Below are 21,887 nucleotides of genomic sequence, written 5' to 3' on the forward strand. Positions count from 1 at the left end.
GACGACGCCCCGGGCGCCCGATCCGAGGTACGCCGGCAGTCACGCGAACGACGCCGACTGCGGGTGGCCGTCCTGGCGCTGGTGAGCATCGTGCTGCTCGGCGCGGTACCGCTCTTCTTCGGGGTTCGCACGCTGAGCCGGGATCCGGTCTTCGACAACCTGGACCAGCTCGGTGTGCCGGCGTGGGCCGCGACGAAAACGGTCGACGACGTCAGCGGCAGCCGCTGGTGCCTGCTCGACTGCCGGCTGCGCGAGCGCACCGTCACCTCGGAGAAGTCGCCGGAGGAGACGGCGAAGGTCTACGAGGCCGCGCTGCGCCAGGACGGCTGGCAACCGTGGAAGGTGAGCCGCTGCCCGGAGCAGGAGACGAAGGGCAGCTACACGTGCTGGCGTCAGGACGAGTTGACCCTCGACCTGTGGGTCCGGGCGCCGGCCTGCGTGCCGCCACCTGTCGACGGGGAACCGGCGATCGTGCCGTCCCCGGAGCCGTCGGCCGCTGCGGGGGAGTGCACCGGCTCGTTGGTGTCGGTGAAGGTGCGCAACGCGATCGACGACGAGCGGACCAGGCCGCAGCCCAGCACCGATCCGTCACTGACCGGAGAGGACCCGTTCCCGACGGTCAGCGGAGATCCGCTGGGCGACGTGACACCCTCACCGTCCTGAGCCGCTCTCCATCACGGACGGTAGGGTCTGGGGCTGGCGGGCCCGCCCGTGCCCGGCGACCGGTGACGGCTCGGTGGGTTCGGTGGGCACCACGGTTGTGCGTTCCGGGGACGTCGGGTCCGGCGGAAATCTGCTTGAGGAGGACAGGCGTGGGCGACATTTTGGCGATCGCGGCGCTGATCGCGGCGAGCGCGTTCGCGGTGCTGGTGCTCATCCTGACGCTGCCCATCCTGCGGCTGCGGCACACGGTGGACGCCACCACCCGGATGATCAACGACCTCAACGATCGGACCGGTCCGCTGCTCGGCGACGTGAACACCACGGTGAAGAACGTCAACGTCGCGCTGGAGCAGGTGCAGACCTCGCTCGACGGCGTGAACCTGCAGCTGGCGAAGGTCGACACGATGACCAGCCACGCGCAGAACGTCACCGCCAACGTCGCCAACCTGGCCACCGTGGTCTCCGCCGCGGCCGCGAACCCGCTGGTCAAGGTGGCCGCCTTCGGCTACGGCGTGCGCAAGGCCGCCGCTGGCCGCCGGCACGCCGAGACCGAGCGCGAGGTGCGCGACACCATCAAGCAGCAGCGGCGGGCCGCCCGGCGCGGCAACAGCTGACCGGCCGGCGTACCAGGAGGTAGCGAGACATGAGGCGCTTGTTCTGGCTCGGCATCGGCGTGGCCGTGGGCGTGATCGTGGTCCGCAAGGCGACCCGCACCGCGCAGGCGTACACCCCCGCCGGCATCGCCAGCTCGTTGTCGGAATCCGCTGGCGGCCTGATGGAGTCGCTGCGTAGCTTCGTGGAGGACGTCCGGGTCGGGATGGCCGAGCGCGAGCAGGAGATCCACCAGGCGTTCGCCCAGGGCGAGGCGTTCGACGACCAGTTCGCCGAGCTGCGGGAGGACCCGCGGATCGGCGATCGAGAAATCTTTCCGGAGGAACACCAGCGATGAAGACGGCGGAGATCAAGCGGCGGTACCTCGCGCACTTCGAGGCGAACGGCCACGCCGTGGTGCCGTCCGCTCCGCTGCCCGCCATCAGCGACCCGAACCTGCTGTTCGTCAACGCCGGCATGGTGCAGTTCGTGCCCTACTTCCTGGGCCAGCAGACCCCGCCGTACCGGCGGGCGGTGAGCGTGCAGAAGTGCATCCGCACCCCGGACATCGACGAGGTCGGCAAGACCAGCCGGCACGGCACGTTCTTCCAGATGAACGGCAACTTCTCCTTCGGTGACTACTTCAAGGCCGGCGCGATTCCGCTGGCCTGGGAGTTGTCCACGAAGCCCGTCGCCGAGGGTGGTTACGGTCTGGATCCGGAGCGGATCTGGCCGACGATCTACCTCGACGACGACGAGGCGTTCGAGATCTGGCGGTCGGTGGGCGTGCCGGCCGAGCGGATCGTCCGTCGGGGCAAGGCGGACAACTTCTGGTCGATGGGCATTCCCGGCCCGTGCGGTCCGTCGTCGGAGCTGTTCTACGACCGGGGCCCGGAGTACGGCGCCGAGGGCGGCCCGGCGGTCGACGAGGACCGGTACATGGAGTACTGGAACCTCGTCTTCATGCAGTTCGAGCGCGGCCCGGGCACCACCAAGGAGGACTACCCGATCCTGGGTGACCTGCCCGCGCAGAACATCGACACCGGCATGGGCCTGGAGCGGATGGCCTCCATCCTGCAGGGCGTCGACAACCTGTACGAGATCGACGAGGTCCGGCCGATCCTGGCCCGGGCGGCGGAGCTGACCGGCAAGCGCTACGGCGCGCACTCGGGGCACGTCGCCAGCGAGTCGCACCCGGACGACGTCCGGCTGCGGGTGGTCGCGGACCACGTGCGGACCGCGCTGATGCTGATCGGCGACGGCGTGACCCCGAGCAACGAGGGTCGTGGCTACGTGCTGCGCCGGATCATGCGCCGGGCGATCCGGTCGATCCGACTGCTCGGCTGGCAGGACCGGGCGCTGCCCGAGCTGCTGCCGGTCGCGCGGGACTGTATGGCGCCGTCGTACCCGGAGCTGGCGACCGACTTCGACCGGATCGCGCAGTACGCGTACGCCGAGGAGGAAGCCTTCCTGTCGACGTTGCGCGCCGGGACGACGATCCTGGACACCGCGATCGCCGAGACCCGCACGGCGGGCGGCACCGCGCTGTCCGGGGCGAAGGCGTTCCAACTGCACGACACGTACGGCTTCCCGATCGACCTGACCCTGGAGATCGCGGCCGAGCAGGGCCTGAAGGTCGACGACGAGGGCTTCCGCCGGCTGATGGCCGACCAGCGGACCCGGGCGAAGGCGGACGCGCAGGCTCGCAAGACGGGGCACACCGACGTGTCGGCGTACCGCTCGGTGCTCGACGCGGGCGGCCCGGTGACGTTCACCGGCTACAGCGAGGTGGCCCGCGAGTCGCGGGTGCGGGCGCTGTTGGGCGCCGACGGTCCGCGCCAGGCGGCGACCGAGGGTGAGACCGTCGAGTTGGTGCTCGACACGACCCCGTTCTACGCCGAGGGCGGTGGTCAGCAGCCCGACCACGGCATCATCACCGTCGGCGACGGTCAGGTCGAGGTGCTCGACGTGCAGCAGCCGGTGCCCGGTCTGATCGTGCACCGGGCGCGGGTCATCCGGGGCGAGGTGCACAGCGGCGACACCGGCTACGCCGAGATCGACACCACCCGGCGGCGGGCGATCTCCCGGTCGCACACGGCCACCCACCTGGTGCACCAGACCATGCGTAACTTCCTCGGCGAGTCGGCCACCCAGGCGGGTTCGCTGAACGCGCCGGGCCGGCTGCGGTTCGACTTCAACACCCCGACGGGTGTGTCGCCGACCGTCCTGCGGGACGTGGAGCAGCAGGTGAACGAGGTGCTCCTGGCCGACCTGGAGGTGCACGCCTTCATCACCTCGCTGGACGAGGCGCGGCGGATCGGCGCGATGGCGCTGTTCGGCGAGAAGTACGGCGAGGAGGTGCGGGTCGTCGAGGTCGGCGACTACGCCCGGGAGCTGTGCGGCGGCACGCACGTGGCCCGCTCGGCGCAGCTCGGCCTCGTGAAGATCCTCTCCGAGTCGTCGATCGGTTCCGGTGTCCGCCGGGTCGAGGCGCTCGTCGGCATGGACGCCTTCGGCTTCCTGGCCAGGGAGCACCTGCTGGTGTCCCGGCTGGCCGAGCTGTACCGGGTGCCCAACGACCAGGTCGCCGACCGGGTGGAGCAGACCGTCACCCAGCTCCGCGACGCGGAGAAGGAGTTGGAGAAGCTGCGCGCCCAGTTGGTGCTGGGCGGGGCGGGGGCGCTCGCCGCGCAGGCCAGGGATGTGCGCGGGGTGGCGTACGTGGGCACCGAGGCGCCGGAGGGCGCGGCCGGCAACGACGTACGGACCCTGGCGCAGGAGATTCGCGGCAAGATCGACCCGGCGCGGCCGGCGGTGGTCGCGGTGGCGGCCCGCGCGAACGGCAAGGCGTCGCTTGTGGTGGCGGTCAACGCGGCGGCCCGAAGTCGGGGCCTGGCCGCGTCGGACCTGGTGAAGGCGGCGTTCTCCGGGCGCGGCGGGGGCAGCCCCGACCTTGCCCAGGGTGGCGGCCTGCCCGCGGCCGAGGCGCCCAACCTGCTGCTCACCGTCGAGAAGGCGATCACCGAGGCGTGATGGCCGGTCATTGTCGACCAGGGCGGGCCGATCGGTCCGCCCTGGTTCGTCGACAGCCGAGTGGTGACCTTCGGTGAGCGGATTCACACGGGGTGTTCGCATCGGTGTGGACGTCGGTCAGGTGCGGGTCGGGGTGTCCCGCTCGGATCCGGACGGGGTGCTGGCCACGCCGCTTGTCACCCTCGCCCGCGATCTCACCGCCGCGCCGGACGCGGTGCCGAGCGACCTTGCCCAGCTCGCGGCGTTGGTGGCCGAACATGAGGCGGTCCAGGTTGTCGTCGGCCTTCCGGTCAATCTGGCCGGCAAACACGGCCCTGCGGCGGTCGGAGTGAAGGCGTACGCTGACCGACTGGTCGATGTGATAGCGCCCGTACCGGTAACGCTTACCGACGAGAGGATGTCGACCGTGGTCGCTTCTCGTAGGCTTGCCGAACGTGGCGTCCGAGGTAAACGTCAACGTGCGGTTGTCGACCAGGCGGCCGCGGTGGAGATCCTGCAGAGCTGGCTGGACGCGCAGCGGAGGCGGACGTAATGATCGACGATCTGGATCTTGGGTTTGACGAGCCGGAGCGGGGTGAGAAGGGCCGACACCGGCGCAGCTTCGTCCGCAAGCGCGACGGCGGCTCCAGCTCCGGGGGTCGCGGTAAGACCTTCCTGGCGCTGCTGATGGCCCTGCTGCTGCTGGGCGGCATCGGCGGCGGCGCGTTCTACGGGTTCGACCGGATCCAGAACTACTTCGTCACGCCCGACTACGACGGCGCCGGCTCCGGTGAGATCACCGTCGAGATCAAGAACGGCGCACTGCTCGCCGACATGGCCGACGCCCTGGTGGCCGCTGACGTGGTGAAGAGCCAGAAGGCGTTCATCGAGGCCGCCGAGGCCAACTCGCGCAGCAAGAACATCCAGCCGGGCACGTACAAGTTGCGCAAGCAGATGAGCGGCGCCAGCGCGGTGACGGCGATGCTCGACCTGAAGAACAAGATCGTCAACGGGCTGACCATCCCCGAGGGTCGGACCAGCATGAACATCTACAAGCTGCTCTCCGACAAGACCAAGATCCCGGTCAAGGACTTCCAGACCGCCGCGAAGGACCCGGAGGCGCTCGGCGTGCCGGACTGGTGGTTCAAGCGTTCGGACGGCAAGAAGGTCGTCAAGTCCGTCGAGGGCTTCCTCTACCCGGACACGTACGAGATCCCGCCGAAGGCCACCGCCGAGAGCATCCTCAAGCTGATGGTGGACAACTTCCTCTCGGTGACCGGCGAGATGAAGTTCGCCGACCGGGTGCAGCGGGAACGGGGTGGCGTCAGCCCGTACGAGGCGCTGATCGTGGCCTCGCTGGCCCAGGCCGAGGCGGGCAACAAGGACGACCTCGGCAAGGTCGCCCGGGTGGCCTACAACCGGGTGTACGGCGAGTTCCCCTGCAACTGCCTGGAGATGGACGTCACGGTCAACTACTACCTGGAGTCGACCGGGCAGAGGACCAAGTCGTCGAAGGAGATGACGGCGGCCGACATGGACAACCCCAAGAACCCGTACAACCGCAAGCTGCGTGGTCTGGTCCCCACTCCGATCAACAACCCCGGCAAGCAGGCGCTGGAGGGCGCGATGGCTCCGCCGGTGGGCAAGTGGCTCTACTTCGTGGCGATCGACAAGCAGGGGCACTCCGCCTTCGCCGAGACGTACGAGGAGCAGAAGCGCAACGAGGCCAAGGCCAAGGAGGCCGGGATCATCTAGTCTTGCTGGGCCGGCCTGGCGGGTTACGAGCCCGACTGCCACGCCCAGTCAGACAGCGATAACTCATTGATCATTGCCTCTCTCGTCGTTAGACTGCGACTGTCCTTTATTGACAGCCACGAAAACGGGGAGTGGTCATGACGACGAAGAGATGGACGGCGAGACTTGGAGCAGTCGCCTCGACGGCTGCGGTCCTGCTCGCGTTCGCGGCGGTGCCGGCTCAGGCCGCGGTGATCAGCAAGAGCACAACCGGTGCCGCCGGGCGGGCCGTTTACATCAAGAACGGCGACTGGGACCTCTTCGCCCGTGATCCGCTGACCGACGGCCACTGTGCCCGGTGGCAGGAGCGCGCGCCGGGCAGCAGCACCTGGTCGTGGAAGGGCAACTCCATCTGCACCTCCTCGGAGGGCTGGGCGGCTTTCGCGCGATCGGGCTACTCCTACCGGATCTGCCGCACTGGCATCGGTAACTGTTCGTCGGTCGCCGTCCTTCCCTGACAGCGCTTGAGGGATTGGTCTGAGCTGGTCGACGACGTGGGTCCGGTCGCCCGCACTGTCTAATGGCGGACGCTTCGCAGGACTGCCGGCTCCGCCACCCTCAACAACGCGAAGGCTCCCTTCCTGAAAGGCGATCGGAATTGCGGTCGCGCCGGGAAGGGAGCCTTTTCGTCAGCTTGAAAACACCATTTACGGTGTCATTGTCATTGTCATTGTCATTGTCATTGTCATTGTCATTGTCAGTGGCTCGTGCCGGTCCATGAACCGGTGCGCGGGTTCAGGAACGTCCACACGCCGTTGCTGTTCTGCTTGCGCAGCGCGAACGTGCGGTTGTAGCCGTAGTAGAAGTACCCGGTCTGGGTGCTCGTGTCGTAGCCGGTGTTGCGGTTGACCGCACCGTACGCCTTGCCCCAGGTCTGCGGCCCGACCTGCCCGTCGATGCCGATGTTCATCACGTCCTGCCAGGTCCTGGTCTTGGCGGCGGTGTTGGAGCCGTACTCGCCGTCGATGAAGCTGGTGCCGACGCTGCCGCTCAGGTCGTCGGCCCAGATGATGGCCTGCCAGAGGCGCACGATGTTGCCGGCGCGGACGCACGAGCTGGACGCGCACAGCTCGTGATTGTCCGACCAGCTGCCCGCCGCGCTGTCCGCACGCGCGGGTGCGGCCGCCATCAGCGAAATGCTGAAGGCCGCGGCAATCGCGATGAGGACGCGCAGAATCCGTTTGTTCATGGTTCCCCCCTGTTTTCGATCGATCGTCCTGCGCCGAATGCTTTCACCGACGTCGATGAAACGTCAAGCGAACAACCGCCGGTGCGGTCGGCGACGGGTGGTGCGGTGGCCGGTGCGGTCGGTAGGGTCGAGGCGACGTGTACGGGGGGCGGACATGACGCGGACAGTGGTGGCCCGCAGGGCTGCTGTGCTGGGCAAACCCATCGCGCATTCGCTGTCCCCGGTGATCCACACCGCCGGCTACGCCGCCGCCGGGCTCACCAACTGGTCGTACACCCGGATCGAGTGCGCGGCGGCGGAGCTGCCGGCCCTGGTCGCCGGCCTCGGCCCGGAGTGGGCCGGGTTGTCGGTGACCATGCCGGGCAAGGAGGCGGCGCTCGCGGTTGCGGACGCCGCGTCGCCGGTCGCGGTCGCCGTCGGCGCGGCCAACACGTTGGTACGCCGTCCGGACGGCTCCTGGTACGCGGACAACACCGACGTCGGCGGCATGGTCGAGGTGCTCACCGGGGCGGGGGTGGTGCCCGGCGCCGCCCTGACCGTCCTCGGTGCGGGGGGAACCGCCCGTGCCGCGCTCGCCGCCGCCGCCCAGTTGGCCTGCTCGTCGGTCACCGTGGTGGCCCGCCGAGCGGAGGCGGTCGACGAGCTGCGTCCGGTGGCCGACGCCCTCGATCTCGCGCTGACCGGCGCCGTCTGGCCCGACCCGGCCCGGCTCGCCGCGGCGGACGTGGTCGTCTCCACGGTGCCGAAGGGCGTCGCCGACCCGCTCGCGGCAGTGGTGACGTGGCGACCGGGCGGGGTCTACTTCGACGCGCTCTACGACCCGTGGCCGACGCCGCTGGCCGCGTCCGCCCGCGCGGCCGGTCTGCGGGTGGTGTCCGGACTGGACCTGTTGCTGGCGCAGGCGGTCGGCCAGTTCGAGCAGTTCACCGGCGTCGCCGCGCCGGTCGGGGCGATGCGGGAGGCCCTGGTGGCGGCCCGCGGGGCGACTTCCTTAGCTGACGGTTAAGACGCGCTTACGGGAAACTGTCCTGCCCACGACATGCCCTGGTCGTCGATACGCTGCTCACGGTTATCGCAGCAGACACAGGGAGTTCTCCTTGACCAGGCATGGACTGCACCGCATCACCCGGCTCCGCAACGGTCCCCGGCGCAAGGCGATCGCCGTCGGCGTGGTCGGCGGTGCGGTGGTGGCAGGCATCGTGGCCACCATGATGCCGCTGCTGGCCAGCGACGACCTGTCGATCCGCGCGGTGGCCGACACGACCGCGACAATCGTGACGCAGGACGGGGACAACGCCACCAAGACGACCCTGGCGACCTGCCCGGCGCGCTGTGACGGCAACCCGCGTGGTGGCCGGGAGGCGGTCGTCGAGTTCGCCGTGACCACCGTTCCGGCCGCCGCCGTCAACGTCCGGGCGACGCTGCGCATGCACGCCTGGCAGCAGTTCGCCGCCACGGTGACCGCGCACGCCTCGCCGTTGAGCGCCCGCGAGACGCGCCCGGCCCCGGCGACGGCGGGGGCCGCGCTGGACACCGTGACCGGCGTGGCCAAGGGCGTCAACGAGTGGGACGTCTCCAAGCTGGTCACCGGCAACGGCACCTGGACGGTGTCGCTCGCCCAGACCGGCCTGGAGACGCGCGTCTACTGGGGATCGGTCGAGAACCGCAACCCGGAGCTGCGGCCCAGCCTGGTGATCAGCTACGACCTGGGCACCCCGCCGTCGTCGGCGCCGACGACCCGTCCGGCCCCGACGCCCTCGCCGAGCGTGCCGCCGACCACCGCGGCGCCCAAGCCCACGCCGACGCTCGCGCCGACCCGGACACCCACGCCCACGGGCAGCCCGGAACTCCCGTCCGGCAGGTGCGGCCAGGTGTCGGACACGCTCGTCCCCTCCTGCGGCGCCTGGTGGGGCATGTACTCACCCGCCAACGCGGGCAGCGGCTGGGATCACGCCAAGGCGATCACCACAGTCGAGGCGCAGGTCGGGCGCAAGTTCGACATCGTGCACCGCTACCACGACTTCTCCAACGCCGGCAGCAACGGCGCCTTCCCCGACGCGTACGAGGCGCAGCAGATGCGCGAGGGCCGGCTGATGTTCTTCGCCTGGGAATCCCGCGACTTCTCCGCCGGGACGACGCTGAAGTGGTCCGACGTCTACAGCGGTCGCCACGACGCCACCATCGACGCGGTCGCCGGTCGCATCCGCGCCGCCAAGGTGCCGGTGTTCCTGGGCTTCGACCACGAGCCGGAGGACGAGCCGAACAAGGGCAGCGACGCCGACTTCGTCCGCGCCTGGAAGTACGTGTACGAGCGGTTCGCCAAGGCCGGCGCGGACAACGCCGTCTGGGTGTGGACGATGATGGGCTGGTCCGGGCACTACTCCCGGTACGCCGGCCTGTACCCCGGCGACCGGTACGTCGACTGGGTGGCCTACGACCCGTACAACTTCCACGTCTGCAACGGCAGCACCGTGTGGAAGAGCCCGAGCACGACAGTCGACGGCTTCTACCGCTGGCTCGACGAGAACGGCATCGGGGCCGGCAAGCCGCGGATGCTCGCCGAGTTCGGCACGAACTTCAACTCCGCCGACAAGGGGGCCAAGCAGCGCTGGTTCCAGGAGTTCCCGGCGGCCCTGAAGGCCCACCCGAAGATCAAGGCAGCCATCTACTTCAATTCGCCGGGCATGACCACCCGCACGGCGACCTGTGACATGACGATGAACCACGACGCGTCCGCGGTCGCCGGCTTCACGCAGGCCGGCAAGGACGCGTACCTGCGGCAGCCCACCGGAGGGAGCCGCTGACCAACGATGACGACATCGTGAACGCCGACACCGTTCATCGGGAGTTCGCAAGCTGATCCTCCGGCGTTCTGTCGGTTAGCAGATTCATGCACCGCCCAATCGGCGGATGCGCCTACCAGGCTGGGCGAGGCACGCTACCTCGGGTTCTCATCCATCTTGGAGGCGCAGCGTGCCCAAACTCTCGCACTTGTGGCGGTTGTCAGGACGACGTCGTACTCGGGCGGGGGTGGTCGCTCTGGCGACCGTCGCCGCGGTGCTCAGCGTGCCCTCGGTGTCCTCGGCGGCGGTGGTGCCGGTCCCCGCGACCGCGACCCTGGTGTCCGGTAACCCCAGCGACACGACCCCGCACGCCCGCGACGGTGAGACCCGCGCCTTCGCGCAGGTCGGCAACACCGTGTTCGTCGGCGGCAGCTTCACCCAGCTCCGACAGACTGCCAGCTCCGCGTGGATCACGCAGCGCTACCTCTTCGCGTACGACCGGACCACCGGCACCATGTCCACGACGTTCCTGCCGGTGCTCGACGGCGCGGTCAACACGCTGGTCGCCGGACCCGGTGGCACGCTGATCGTCGGCGGCGCCTTCAAGAACGTCAACGGTGCGTCCCGCAAGAACCTGGTCGCGCTGAACCCCGCGACCGGCGCGACCATCGACAGTTGGGTCGGACGCTCCGACGGCGGCACCGTCCGCGACCTGGTGCTGTCGGGCAACTCGCTCTACGTGGCTGGCGCGTTCAACTGGCTCAACGGCACCGCGCACGTCGGCCTCGGCCGGCTCAACGCGACCACCGGCGCGATCGACCCGACGTTCGCGATCGACGCCACCGTCGGGCGGCACGGCACCACGTCGTACGTGTGGACGATCGACGTCACGCCGGACGGCGGCACCCTCGTGCTGGGCGGCAACTTCACGCTCGTCAACGACCTGCCGCGCAACCAGATCGCGCTCGTCGACCTCACCGGCACCCCGACCGTGCTGGACTGGAGCACCGAGAAGTACGTGTCGCCGTGCGCGTCCCCGACGACGTTCGTGCACTACGTGCAGGACGTGCGGTTCGCCGAGGACGGCAGCTGGTTCGTGGTCGGCTCCAACGGCGGCGGCGGTTGGCCGACCGCGTACTGCGACGCCCTGGCCCGTTTCGAGACCCCCGCCCGGGGTGCCGGCCAGCTCGCCACCTGGATCGACTTCACCGGCAACGACACCATCACCTCCGTCGAGGTGGCCGACAACGTCATCTACCTCGGCGGGCACTTCCGGTGGCTGAACAACCCGAACGCCAGCGACACCGCCGGCGCGGGCGCGATCGACCGGCTCGGCATCGCCGCGGTCACCCCGGCCACCGGCCTGCCGGTGAACTGGAACCCGCGCCGCAGCGGCAGCGCCTCGATGCCCGCCGGCACCACCGCCTGGGGCTCCGCGGTGCCGGTGCTCTGGCGCGGCTCGGACGGCCTCTACTTCGGGCACAACTCCGACGGCATGGGCGAGGAGTACCACGGGCGGCTCGGCATGTTCCCGCTCGCCGGCGGGCGCACGTTCACCGCGAAGAACCCGCCGTCGGCGACCACGGGCAACCTCTACGTGGCCACCGCCCCGGGCGCCGTGACCAAGGTGCCGTTCGACGGCGCCACGCTGGGCACCGCGACCGCGACCAGCCAGCCCGCGTACACGGCGGCCGGCGCGACCTGGCGGGTCGACGACCGGATCTACTGGGCGCACACCGTCGCCGGCACGCCCACCGGCAGCCGCATCGACATCTCGCTGTTCAACGGCGGTGCGATCGGATCGCCGTGGGAGGCGTCCGGTTACAACGACTGGTTCAACCCGGCCCTGCTGACCGGCGCCTTCTATCTCGACGGTCGGCTCTACTACACCCGCACCGGCGCCAACAGCCTCTACTACCGCTACTTCGAGATCGACGGCAGCTATCTGGGCGCCACCGAGTTCGCGCTGCCCACCACCGGTGTCACCTGGTCGGGTGTGCGCGGCATGGCCTGGGTCGGCGGTCGGATCGTCTACGGTGCCACCGACGGCACGCTGCGCAGCGCGCCGTTCGACCCGACGGCCGCGCCGACCGCCGTGCTCGACGGCGCCACGGCGACGGTCATCGCCACGGCGACGCCCGAGTTGTCCTGGTCCACCCCCTCGCTGTTCTTCTCCGTGCAGTAACGGTCCACCGTTCGTAACGGAGCGTCGGTAGATTGTTCACGTTGGGTCGGCGGCGGGACCACCGCCGCCGACCCCACGATGTGGGGGAGGGGTCGTTGGTCGGCGCTGCTGGCATCCGCGCGAAACGCGCCGTGCACCTGGTCTTCGCGCTCAAACGCGCCTGGTACAGGCTGCGCTACCGACGGCTCACACTCGGGCGGGACGTGGAGATCCGAGGCCGGATCCGGCTGCGCCGGGGCGTACGGGTCAGCATCGGCGACCGGAGCCGGCTCAACAAACTGGTCCGTTTCGCCGGCCCCGGCGAGGTGCGCATCGGGGCCGACTGTCTGCTCAACGCCACCTGGATCGGCACCTGGACGTCGGTGACGGTGGGAGACCGGTGCCTGCTGTCCGATTGCGAGCTTCTCGACAACGACTTCCACAACCTGCCGCCCGAGCAGCGGCACGCCCCACCCGGCCCGGCCACGCGAGCCCCGATCGTCCTCGAGGAGAACGTGTGGATCGGCGCGCACGCCCTCGTCCTCAAGGGGGTCCGCGTGGGCCGGGACAGCGTCGTGGGCGCGGCGACTGTGGTGCGTACGGACGTGCCACCGGGCGTCGTCGTCGTCGGCAATCCTCAACAGACGGTGAAGAAGTTCCATGACTGACGCGACGCCCACCTCCTGGCCGACGGACGGCCCGTCCTCCGGCACCCCCCGTTCCGTCACGCTCACCGACCTGTTGCGGGTGCCGATGCACCGCCTGCGGCTGGTGGTCGCGGTCGCCCTGGTCGGCCTGCTCGCCGCCCTCGGCTACGTGCTGCTCGTCCCGGCGGCGGTGAGCGCGAGCGCGGTGGTGGCGGTCCGCCCGGTGGTCACCGACGCCTTCACCCCCAGCGGTGCGGGCGCCGACCGCGCCGTCAACATGAACGTGGAGAGCGGTCTCGCCACCGGCACCCAGGTGGTCCAACGCCTCGCCGACGCCGCCGGCGGCGAGCCGCGCGACATCCGCAACGCCCTCGAGGTCGAGGTCCCCACCGGCGGGCAGATCCTGCGCTTCACCTACCAGGCGCACGACGCGCAGCGGGCGGTGCAGGGGGCCAACCTGGCCGCCCAGGCGTACCTCGACGTGCGGCGCACCATGTACGAGCAGCAGCGCGCCGAGATGCTGCGCTCCTACGACGCCAGCATCACCAAGGTCGCCGCCCAGCAGACCGCCGTGCAGAAGCGGGTCAGCAGCGCCAAGGGCACCGCCGCCGGCGACGCCGCGCTTGCCGAACTGTCCGGAATCAACAACCAGCTCACCCAGCTCAACTCCTCCCGCACCGAGATCGCCGCGGTCGACGTCAACCCCGGCTGGATCACGCAGACCGCCGAGCGCGCGCTTGCCACCTCGGCCGGGCACCGACCGCTCTACCTGGTCGCCGGCCTGCTCGGCGGCGCGCTGATCGGCGTCGTGCTGGCGTACGCCTGGGAGTCGGCCGACCGGCGGGTCCGGTCGGTCAGCGACGGTCGGGACGCCACCGGCCTGCCGCTGCTCGGCACGGTGCGCCGGCCGGCGTTTCGGGGCAGCCCCCGGGCTGTCGACGCGGACATCCGCTACGTGGCGATGGCCGTCGCCGAGCGGGTCCGCCAACCGGCCCGGGTCGCGCTTGTCACCGCCCGGGAGGACGCCACGGCGCTCACCGCCGGGCTGGCGGTGGCGCTCGCCGCCGACGGCCGGGAGGTCTTCGTGGCCGACGACAGCGGCCGCGCCGAGCGCCTGCGCGCCGCCGTCCTCGCCGACCGGGGGCGGCTGCCCATCGACCCGTCCCGGCCGCTGGTGCCCCAGCCCCGCCCGGCCGGCGCTCCGAGCCCGGCCGGCGCCACCGCGGAGAACCCGGCGCCCCGGCGGCCCTCCCCCGCACCCGCCCGGCGCCCGTCCCTCCACCGACCCCGACGCCACGCTGACGCTGCCCCGGGTGGCGTCCGCCCAGTCCGAGAACGGCCGGCCGGCGTCGTCCGACGAGGTGATCGTGGGGGTGGGCAGCGTCCGCTTCGGCACCTGGCGGCAGGGCGCCGACCACGGGCTGGTGCTGTTCAACGCCCCACCGGCGGAGTCCGACGAGCGTGGCGTGGCGGTGGCCCGGCAGGGCAGCGCCGTGGTGGTGGTCGAGCGGGACCGCACCCGGCAGAGCGATCTGCGGCGGCTCGTCGAGCGACTGCGCGCCGCCGGGGTCACCCCGCTGGGCTTCGTGCTCACCCGCAACGGCCGGGCCTGACAGGTGTCGGTCACCCGCGCTCCGGCGACCGAGCCGCCACCCGGCGACGCCGCCGCACCCCTCGGGCCTGCGCCACCGATCCCGCCCCCCGCCCGGCTGCCGCTCTGGCCGCTGGCGTTGATGTTCGGGCTGGTGCCGCTCTGGTGGGCGCTCGGGGCGTTCTACCTGGGCTGGCCGATGCTGGGCGCGCTACTGCTCGCGTTGCTGCTCACCCGGGGTCGGGTGCCGCTGCCACCGACGTCCGGCATCTGGCTGCTGTTCCTGGCCATCGTGGTCGTCAGCGCCACCCAACTGCCGTCGCCTGCCTCGCTGCTGACCTTCGCCCTGCGGTTGGCCTTCTACCTGACCGCGCTTGTGGTCGCCGTCTACGTCTACGTCGCCGCCCGCGAACGCGCCGACCTGGTGGCGGTGCTCACCCCGCTCTGCGCGTTCTGGTTCGCGCTCGTGGTGCTGGGCTGGCTCGGGGTGCTGGTGCCCCGGCTGGGGATGACCACCCCGATGGAGGTGCTGCTGCCCGGCGGCGTGGCCCGTACCCCGTTCATCCGGGACATGGTGCACCTGAGAACCGCGGAGTACAGCGAGCGCTCGCTCAACCCGATCTACCGGCCGGCCGCGCCGTTCTCGTACACCAACAACTACGGCAGCGCGTACGCCATGACCCTGCCCTGCGTGGTGGCGTACACGATGTTGCGCCGTCGGGGGTTGCTGCGCTGGGTGCTGCTGGCGTCGCTGCCGCTGTCGCTGGCGCCCGCGTTCCTCACGCTGAATCGGGCGATGTTCCTCAGCCTGGGCGCCGGGCTCGCGGTGCTCGGGGTGCGGGCCAGCCTGCGCGGCAACGTCCGGGTCGCCGCGTCCATCGTCGGCGTGGTCGTCATCGGCGCGCTGGCCACCCTGTTCATCCCGATCACCGACCTGATCAGTAAGCGGGTCGATTCCAGCGACACCAACACGGACCGCCTGTCGCTCTACACCGAGGTGATCCGCCGCGTGCAGGATTCGCCGTGGCTGGGCTACGGCGCGCCGGTCAACGTGGACACGGTCTCCGCGGCCGCGCCGATCGGCACCCAGGGGCAGCTGTGGATGGTGTTGTTCAGTCACGGCGTACCGGCGCTCGTGTGTTTCCTGGCCTGGTTCGTCGCCGCCGCGGTGATCTGCGCGCGGGCGACCTCGGCGGCCGGGCAGTGGCTGGCGGTGGTGCCGGTGGTCTGCCTCGTGCAGGTCCCGTTCTACGGCATGGCCAACCAGAACCTGTCGGTCGCGTTCTTCGCCGTCGCCTTCGCCATGGCGCTCGCCGAACGCGAACGGCTCACGAGCACGCAGCGGTCGCGCCCGCCGCGCCCCGCCGGTACGGCGGTGCCGGCATGACCGCCGCCACCCGACCGCCGGCCGGCGCCGGCCCCGACGGCCCGCACCGCTCGGTGCCCGACGCCGTCGGCACCGTCGACATCGGCGCGGCGGAGACGCGCCGCAGCGCACGCAGCGGCGTGGCCGGGCTGCTCGGCGCCGCCACCAGCGGCCTGTTCGGCTTCGTGCTGGCCGTGGTGATCACCCGGGGGTACGGCACGGCCGGCGCGGGCGCGTTCTTCGCCGCGATCGGCGTGGTCACCGTGGCCACAGCGGTCTGCACGCTGGGCGCGGAGACCGGTCTGATGTGGGCGCTGCCCCGGCGTCGTCTCGGCGTCCGGGGCGACGCGGCCCGGGTGCTGCCGGTGGCGCTGATCCCTCCGCTGCTGGCCGGGCTCGTGGTCGCCGGCACCGGAGCGCTGAGCGCCGACGCGCTCGCCCCCCGACTGCTGCGGGGCTCGGGCGAGCACGGCGGCGCGTTGCTGACGCTCACCTTCGCCGCCGTGCCGGTGGTGGTGGCGATGACCCTGCTGCTGGCCGCGCTGCGCTGCGTACGACCCATCCGCGCGTACGTCGGCGTGCAGTTCCTCCTGCTGCCGGTGGCCCGCCCGGCGCTTGTCGGCGCCGCCGCGCTGGCCGGCGGCGGCCTGCTCGCCGGGATGACCGGCTGGCTGGTGCCGGCGGCGCTGGCGCTGCTTGCCTGCCTCATCCTGGTGGCCGGCCCGCTCGGCCTGGGCCGGGGCGCGGAGCTGCGACCGGGCCGGGCCGACTGGTCGACGTTCTGGCGCTTCGCGCTGCCCCGGGCCGCCTCGGCGGCCATCGACGCGGGCAGCATGTGGGTGGGGGTCCTGCTGACGTCGGTGCTGGCCGGGCCGGCCGACGCGGGTGTGTTCGGCGCGGTCGGCAGGTACGTGCTGGCCGGTCAGCTCGCCATGCAGGGGTTGCGGGTGGCGGTGTCGCCGCAGCTGTCCCGGCTGCTGGGGCGTGGTGAACGGGCCGCCGCGGCGGCCGTGCACCGGCAGTTGACGACCTGGGGGCTGGTGCTGTCCTGGCCGGTGTACCTGCTGCTCGCGGTGTTCGCGCTCGCGTTCCTGCAGCTGTTCGGCCCGGAGTTCACCGCAGGAGTGCCGGCGATGACGGTGCTCGCGCTGGCGATGCTCGTGAACACCGGCGTGGGCAACGTGCAGAGCCTGCTGCTGATGGGCGGGCGCAGTGGCCTGCACCTGGTGTCCACGGTGGCCGGGCTCACCGTGACCGTCTCGCTCGGGCTCTGGCTGATCCCCGGGCACGGCGCGACGGGCGCCGCGTTCGCCTGGGCCGCAGGCATCGCCACCGAGAACCTCACCGCCGCGGCGTTCGCCCGCGCGGTGGTCGCCGAGCCGCTTGTCGACGCCGCGACGCTGCGCGCGGCGGCGGCCACCGTCGGCGGTGTCGGCCTCGCGGCGGGGGTCGGCGTGCTGGCCGGGGGCCGTGGCCTGCCCGGCCTGGCGGTGGCGCTGGGCGTGCTGCTGGCCGGTTGCGTCGGCATGTTGACGTTGCCCCGGGTACGCGCCGGCATCCGGGTGACCATGAGACAGATCCGTGGGTCCGACGACGCGGCCACGGCCGCCGGGCCGGCCCCGGAATCGACGAGAGGCAGGTGAGGGACATCGTGGCGTCCATCCGTGACCGGGTCAAGCAGTTGGTGCCGACCCAGGTGACCACCCGGGTGCGAGAGTCCCTGGTCGACTACGGGGTGCGCACCAGTGACCGGCGACCCCTGCCGGACTTCCTGATCATCGGCACCAAGCGGGGCGGCACCACCTCCCTGTGGAACTACCTCATCCAGCACCCCCTGGTGCCCCGGCTCTTTCCCGCGTGGAACACCAAGTCGGCGCACTACTTCGAGGAGCACTGGGGTCGCGGTGAGGCGTGGTACCGCTCGCACTTCCCGACCGAGCGGCAGCGCGAGGCCCTCGCGAAGCGGCACGGCGGGCCGGTCCGGGTCGGCGAGGCCGCACCGCTCTACATGTTCCACCCGCTCGCCGCGCAGCGGGTCGCCGGGCTGATCCCGACCGTGAAGCTGATCGTGCTGCTGCGCGACCCGGTCGAGCGGGCGTACTCGCACTGGAAGGAGCGCCGCACCCACGGCATCGAGCCGCTGGACTTCGCCGCCGCCCTGGCCGCCGAGCCGGAGCGCACAGCGGGGGAGCGGGAGCGGCTGATCGCCGAGCCGGAGGCGTTCAGCGAGGCGTACGACTGGTACACGTACCGGGCCCGGGGGCGCTACCTGGAGCACCTGGAGCCGTGGCTGGAGCGCTTCGACTCCGAGCAGATCCTCTTCCTGCCCAGCGAGGACCTGTACCGCGACTCCCGCGCCACCTACCAGCGCACCCTCGACTTCCTCGGGCTGCCCCCGTACGACCTGCCGAACTTCAAGGTCTACAACGACCGGCGCTCCGCCCCGCTGGAGCCGGCGGTCCGCGCCGAGCTGACCGACTACTACCGCCCGTACAACGACGCGCTGCGCGAGCGGCTCGGGTTGGACCTCGACTGGGCGGACCGGGCGGCGTGACGACAGCTGTCACCCCGGCCACCGATCCCCGGTCCCGGGTGGACGGGCTGGGCTGGGTGAGCCGCGCGGTGTTCCCGGACGACCGGGTCGGTCTGACGGTCGGCGGCGCGCTGCCGGCCGGACATCGGGCGGTGGCCCGGTACGCGGTGGTGCCGTCGGTGACCCGGGCCCGGTTCCTCGTGCCGCTGGGCGCGCCCCGGGCCGGGGCGGCGTCGTTGCTGGCGTACAACGCGTTGCGGCCGCCGAAGGTGCGGGCGCTGCGGGCGGCGCTCGGTGGGCTGGCCCGCCTGGGCGGGGCGGGTCTGGCGCCGTTTCCGACGCTCACCGTCTCGGTGCCGGTGGGGGCGCCCGTGGCCGAACTGCTGCTGACCGAGCGGCTCGCCGCCGCGCTGGGCGGTACGCCGCTGCTGGCCGCGTGCGGTGTCCGTCCGCCGGACCCGAACGTCAAACCCACCCTGCAACTGTTCACCGTCGACGGTCGTCCGCGCGGCTACGCTAAGATCGGCTGGAACGACGCCACCCGGGCGCTGGTCACCGCCGAGGCGAGCGCGCTGCGGGCGTTGCGCGCGGTGACCGGCGTCGTCGACCATCCGACGCCGCCGGGGCTGCTGACCGAGACGGCGTGGGCCGGCCAGGCGGTCGCGGTGATCGAACCACTGCCGCGGGACGTACGCGGCGTGCCGGCCGACGACCCGCCACGGATCGCGGCGCTGCTCGCGGTCGCCCGCCGGGGCGAGCCGGCCGGGACGCCCCGACCGCTGGCCTCCTCGACGTTTTTGACCCGGCTGGCCGCCCAGGCCGAGCGGGCCGCCCAGGCCGAGCCGGCCGGGACGCGGGCGGTCGCCGCCGTCGCCGCGCTGGCCCGCCGGCACGGTGACACGGCAGTCGAGTTCGGGCACTGGCACGGCGACTGGGTGCCGTGGAACCTGGGAACGCACGACGGCCGGCTGGTGGCCTGGGACTGGGAGCACAGTGGCCCCGACGTGCCTGTCGGCTTCGACCTGGCACACGACGCGTTCCAGCGCTCGCTGGTGCTGCGCGCCGAACCGGCGGCGGTGGCCGCCGCTGCGGTGGACGGGCAGATGGACCGGCACGGCGCGGGGCTCGGCCTGGGCCCGGCGCAGCGCCGGCTGGTGGCCGACGCGTACCTGCTGGAGATGTGGCTGCGGACGTGGCGGCTGGCGGACGCCGGCGCCGGCTGGAACGGCGCGCTGCATCCCGCACTGTTGGACGTCATCGAGAAACGACATAGCGACTGAACCGGAGACAGCACGACGCCGGGTGCGCGTCGTAGAGTGACGACAAAATGGCAGGTCGTGATGACGATCAATAGGCCGTGGGGTCGACAGTGGGCCTGACCACGCCGAGTGGAGATCGTCGCCTCGTCCGGTTGCGCTATTCAACGGCCGGGAAACCTGTGATCTGCTTCTGCCTGGCGTGAATCGGAATTCCAAGCGAACTTGTGGGGAGTCGCGTGGACACGAACAACGACGACAATTCGCCGGTGCTGCTGCTGGTGGGATCCAGCGGCGGCCACCTGGCCCAACTACTCGCCCTGCGGCCCTGGTACGAACGGTGGCGGCGCTGCTGGGTCACCTTCGACACCCCGGAGGCGGTGTCGCTGCTGGCCGGTGAGGACCTGGTGCCCGCGCACCACCCGACCACCCGCAACGTGCCGAACCTGTTGCGCAACGCGCGACTGGCCTGGCGGGTGCTGCGGGTCCGGCGGGTGGCCGCAGTGGTCACCACCGGCGCCGGCGTGGCCGTGCCGTTCGTGGTGCTGGCCCGCCTGCGTCGCATCCCGACCGTCTACATCGAGGTGTACGACCGGATCGACACCGCGACGCTCACCGCCCGGCTGTGCCGCCCGTTCCTGTCCGCGATGCTCGTGCAGTGGGACGAGCAGCGCCGGCAGTACCCGGAGGCCACAGTCGTCGGGACCCTCCTGTGAGCGGGGAGGCGGGCACGGCGCGGCGCGACACCACCGCCGACGGGTCCCGGCTGCCGCGCCAGCGCGACACCACGGACGTCGGGCACACCCGGCTGCTCGTCGCCGTCGGCACCGACAAACACCCCTTCGACCGGCTCGTGGACTGGCTGGCGCAGTGGCACGCGCAGGCCGGCCCGGTCGGGTTGACCGTGCAGCACGGGCACACCACGGCGCCGCCACTGCCCGGCGCGGTGCCCTTCCTCGGCCACGACGCCCTCCAGGAGGCGATGGCCGACGCCGATCTGGTGGTGTGTCACGGCGGCCCGGCGACGATCCTGGAGGCCCGCCGGCACGGGCACCTGCCCATCGTGGTGCCCCGCGACCCGGCGCACGGTGAACACGTCGACGACCACCAGCAGCTCTTCGCGCGCCGGCTCGGCGCGGCCGGGCTGGTGGCGCTCTGCGAGAGCCGGGAGGCGCTGCACGACGCGCTGGCCGCCGGGCAGGCCGACCCGTCCCGGTACGCGGTGACCGCCGACCCGGCCGCGCACGAGGCCCGACGCGCGGCCGTCGCCCGCGTCGGCCAGATCGTGGATGACCTGGTGGCCCGGTCGACCCGGCGCCGACCCCGCTGGCGGACCTGGCCGCGACCCGGCCAGGACACGGAGGAGACCCGATGACCCGACCGCCGAGCGTCAGCGTCGTGGTGCCCACCCGGGACCGCCCCGAGCTGCTGCGCGCCGCCCTCGCGGCGATCCTCGCCCAGGAGTACCCGGGCAGCATCGAGGCCGTCGTCGTGTTCGACCAGTCCACGCCCGACGAGTCGCTGACCGGCCTTTCCGGGCCGGACCGGGCGGTGCGGGTCATCGGCAACGGGCGCGCGCCGGGGCTGGCCGGGGCGCGCAACAGCGGCACCCTCGCCGCCGAGGGCGAGCTGATCGCGTTCTGCGACGACGACGACGAGTGGCTGCCGGGCAAGCTGGCTGCCCAGGTCGACGCCCTGGCCGCCGACCCGGCGGCCGAGTTCGTCTGCTGCGGTATCCGCGTCAGCTACGACGGAAACACCGTCGACCGGGTGCTCGACAAGGACCGGATCACCCTCGACGACCTCCTGCGGGACCGGTTGACCGAGCTGCACCCGTCCACCTTCCTGATCCGCGCGACGGCGCTGCGCGACGGCTTCGGTCTGGTCGACGAGGAGATCCCGGGCAGTTACGCCGAGGACTACGAGTTCCTGCTGCGGGCCGCCCGCAGCGCGCCGCTGATCAACCTGCCGACGCCGTCGGTGCTGGTGCGCTGGCACAAGCGCTCGTACTTCGCGCAGCGCTGGGACACCATCTCCGAGGCGCTGCAGTGGCTGCTGCGGCGCTACCCGGAGTTCGCCACCCAGCCGGCCGGCGCGGCCCGGGTCGCCGGGCAGATCGCGTTCGCCCAGGCCGCCTCCGGTGATCGCCGGGGCGCGGTGCGGTGGGCGGGACGCACCCTGCGCAGCAATCCCCGCGAGCCGCGCGCCTACCTGGCGCTCGCGGTCGCCGGTCGGGTGGTCCGGGCCGACGCGGTGCTGCGCACCCTGCACAAACGCGGCCGGGGCATCTGATCCGTC

Annotated in this window: 19 protein-coding genes and 1 pseudogene; 19 read left to right on the top strand and 1 reads right to left on the bottom strand. The window is 71.8% G+C overall.

Features of this window, described 5'->3' with window-relative positions; all coding sequences use genetic code 11:
• From MILUP08_RS13090 to MILUP08_RS13120, 7 genes are all read left to right on the top strand, one after another.
• A partial coding sequence (locus tag MILUP08_RS13090; RefSeq protein ID WP_063827217.1) for a hypothetical protein occupies positions 1–663 on the top strand: 663 nt, incomplete at its 5' end.
• Positions 664–812: 149 nt separating this feature from the next.
• The gene (locus tag MILUP08_RS13095; protein WP_007458303.1) at positions 813–1,277 is read left to right on the top strand and encodes a DUF948 domain-containing protein; all 465 of its coding nucleotides are present in this window, start codon (positions 813–815) and stop codon (positions 1,275–1,277) included.
• A gap of 29 nt (positions 1,278–1,306) precedes the next feature.
• Complete coding sequence (locus tag MILUP08_RS13100; RefSeq protein WP_007458305.1) at positions 1,307–1,612, top strand: hypothetical protein; 306 nt, start codon at positions 1,307–1,309, stop codon at positions 1,610–1,612.
• Positions 1,609–4,287, top strand: a complete 2,679-nt coding sequence (gene alaS / locus MILUP08_RS13105) for an alanine--tRNA ligase (RefSeq protein ID WP_007458307.1) — start codon at positions 1,609–1,611, stop codon at positions 4,285–4,287. The genes MILUP08_RS13100 and alaS overlap by 4 nt, the downstream gene beginning before the upstream one ends.
• A 73-nt stretch (positions 4,288–4,360) precedes the next feature.
• A complete protein-coding gene (gene ruvX, locus MILUP08_RS13110; protein ID WP_007458309.1) occupies positions 4,361–4,819 on the top strand; it encodes a Holliday junction resolvase RuvX in 459 nt (152 codons plus the stop codon).
• Positions 4,819–6,021, top strand: a complete 1,203-nt coding sequence (gene mltG / locus MILUP08_RS13115; protein WP_007458311.1) for an endolytic transglycosylase MltG — start codon at positions 4,819–4,821, stop codon at positions 6,019–6,021. The genes ruvX and mltG overlap by 1 nt, the downstream gene beginning before the upstream one ends.
• Positions 6,022–6,158: 137 nt before the next feature.
• Complete coding sequence (locus MILUP08_RS13120) at positions 6,159–6,518, top strand: hypothetical protein (protein WP_007458313.1); 360 nt, start codon at positions 6,159–6,161, stop codon at positions 6,516–6,518.
• A gap of 239 nt (positions 6,519–6,757) precedes the next feature.
• On the opposite strand, the gene MILUP08_RS33770 is transcribed toward MILUP08_RS13120, so the two are convergent.
• Positions 6,758–7,249: a peptidoglycan-binding domain-containing protein gene (locus MILUP08_RS33770; RefSeq protein ID WP_007458316.1), complete on the bottom strand. Its 492-nt coding sequence runs from the start codon at positions 7,247–7,249 to the stop codon at positions 6,758–6,760.
• Between the two features lie 154 nt (positions 7,250–7,403).
• Between MILUP08_RS33770 and MILUP08_RS13130 the strand changes: the two genes are divergently transcribed.
• The 12 genes and pseudogenes from MILUP08_RS13130 to MILUP08_RS13185 all read left to right on the top strand — a co-directional run bounded on the left by MILUP08_RS13130 (position 7,404) and on the right by MILUP08_RS13185 (position 21,881).
• Positions 7,404–8,255 carry a shikimate dehydrogenase gene (locus MILUP08_RS13130; protein ID WP_007458318.1) on the top strand — a complete coding sequence of 284 codons (852 nt, stop codon included), beginning with the start codon at positions 7,404–7,406 and terminating at the stop codon, positions 8,253–8,255.
• A 91-nt stretch (positions 8,256–8,346) separates the two neighbouring features.
• On the top strand, positions 8,347–10,053 hold the full coding sequence (locus MILUP08_RS13135; RefSeq protein WP_007458320.1) for a glycosyl hydrolase: 1,707 nt from the start codon (positions 8,347–8,349) through the stop codon (positions 10,051–10,053).
• A 226-nt stretch (positions 10,054–10,279) separates the two neighbouring features.
• The gene (locus MILUP08_RS13140) at positions 10,280–12,217 is read left to right on the top strand and encodes a hypothetical protein (RefSeq protein ID WP_051065702.1); all 1,938 of its coding nucleotides are present in this window, start codon (positions 10,280–10,282) and stop codon (positions 12,215–12,217) included.
• Between the two features lie 95 nt (positions 12,218–12,312).
• On the top strand, positions 12,313–12,864 hold the full coding sequence (locus tag MILUP08_RS13145) for an acyltransferase (RefSeq protein ID WP_007458324.1): 552 nt from the start codon (positions 12,313–12,315) through the stop codon (positions 12,862–12,864).
• Positions 12,857–14,456: pseudogene (locus MILUP08_RS13150) on the top strand (lipopolysaccharide biosynthesis protein). Before MILUP08_RS13145 ends, MILUP08_RS13150 begins: the two are co-directional and overlap by 8 nt.
• A 78-nt stretch (positions 14,457–14,534) precedes the next feature.
• Positions 14,535–15,821, top strand: coding sequence for an O-antigen ligase family protein (locus MILUP08_RS13155; protein WP_377557669.1), 1,287 nt, complete (start codon positions 14,535–14,537; stop codon positions 15,819–15,821).
• The gene (locus MILUP08_RS13160; protein WP_007458329.1) at positions 15,818–17,443 is read left to right on the top strand and encodes a lipopolysaccharide biosynthesis protein; all 1,626 of its coding nucleotides are present in this window, start codon (positions 15,818–15,820) and stop codon (positions 17,441–17,443) included. Before MILUP08_RS13155 ends, MILUP08_RS13160 begins: the two co-directional genes overlap by 4 nt.
• A gap of 8 nt (positions 17,444–17,451) precedes the next feature.
• Entirely contained in the window at positions 17,452–18,354 is a 903-nt protein-coding gene (locus MILUP08_RS13165; protein WP_039907890.1) for a sulfotransferase domain-containing protein, read from the top strand.
• Positions 18,351–19,613: a hypothetical protein gene (locus MILUP08_RS13170; protein ID WP_007458331.1), complete on the top strand. Its 1,263-nt coding sequence runs from the start codon at positions 18,351–18,353 to the stop codon at positions 19,611–19,613. Before MILUP08_RS13165 ends, MILUP08_RS13170 begins: the two co-directional genes overlap by 4 nt.
• Before the next feature lie 215 nt (positions 19,614–19,828).
• The gene (locus tag MILUP08_RS13175; protein WP_007458332.1) at positions 19,829–20,305 is read left to right on the top strand and encodes a glycosyltransferase family 28 protein; all 477 of its coding nucleotides are present in this window, start codon (positions 19,829–19,831) and stop codon (positions 20,303–20,305) included.
• Positions 20,302–20,964, top strand: a complete 663-nt coding sequence (locus tag MILUP08_RS13180) for a glycosyltransferase (RefSeq protein WP_007458333.1) — start codon at positions 20,302–20,304, stop codon at positions 20,962–20,964. Before MILUP08_RS13175 ends, MILUP08_RS13180 begins: the two co-directional genes overlap by 4 nt.
• Positions 20,961–21,881 (top strand): glycosyltransferase family 2 protein, encoded by a 921-nt coding sequence (locus MILUP08_RS13185; protein WP_007458334.1) that lies wholly within the window; start codon positions 20,961–20,963, stop codon positions 21,879–21,881. The genes MILUP08_RS13180 and MILUP08_RS13185 overlap by 4 nt, the downstream gene beginning before the upstream one ends.
• Positions 21,882–21,887: the final 6 nt, after the last annotated feature.

This window comes from Micromonospora lupini str. Lupac 08 (assembly GCF_000297395.2).
Classification (GTDB): Bacteria; Actinomycetota; Actinomycetes; order Mycobacteriales; family Micromonosporaceae; genus Micromonospora; species Micromonospora lupini.

What these genes read in the sequence shown, in the direction of transcription:
- alaS (WP_007458307.1), top strand. Translation starts at nt 1,609, where the DNA reads ATGAAGACGGCGGAGATCAAGCGGCGGTACCTCGCGCACTTCGAGGCG.
- mltG (WP_007458311.1), top strand. Translation starts at nt 4,819, where the DNA reads ATGATCGACGATCTGGATCTTGGGTTTGACGAGCCGGAGCGGGGTGAG.
- MILUP08_RS13120 (WP_007458313.1), top strand. Translation starts at nt 6,159, where the DNA reads ATGACGACGAAGAGATGGACGGCGAGACTTGGAGCAGTCGCCTCGACG.
- MILUP08_RS13130 (WP_007458318.1), top strand. Translation starts at nt 7,404, where the DNA reads ATGACGCGGACAGTGGTGGCCCGCAGGGCTGCTGTGCTGGGCAAACCC.
- MILUP08_RS13185 (WP_007458334.1), top strand. Translation starts at nt 20,961, where the DNA reads ATGACCCGACCGCCGAGCGTCAGCGTCGTGGTGCCCACCCGGGACCGC.
- MILUP08_RS13100 (WP_007458305.1), top strand. Translation starts at nt 1,307, where the DNA reads ATGAGGCGCTTGTTCTGGCTCGGCATCGGCGTGGCCGTGGGCGTGATC.
- MILUP08_RS33770 (WP_007458316.1), bottom strand. Translation starts at nt 7,249, where the DNA reads ATGAACAAACGGATTCTGCGCGTCCTCATCGCGATTGCCGCGGCCTTC.
- MILUP08_RS13160 (WP_007458329.1), top strand. Translation starts at nt 15,818, where the DNA reads ATGACCGCCGCCACCCGACCGCCGGCCGGCGCCGGCCCCGACGGCCCG.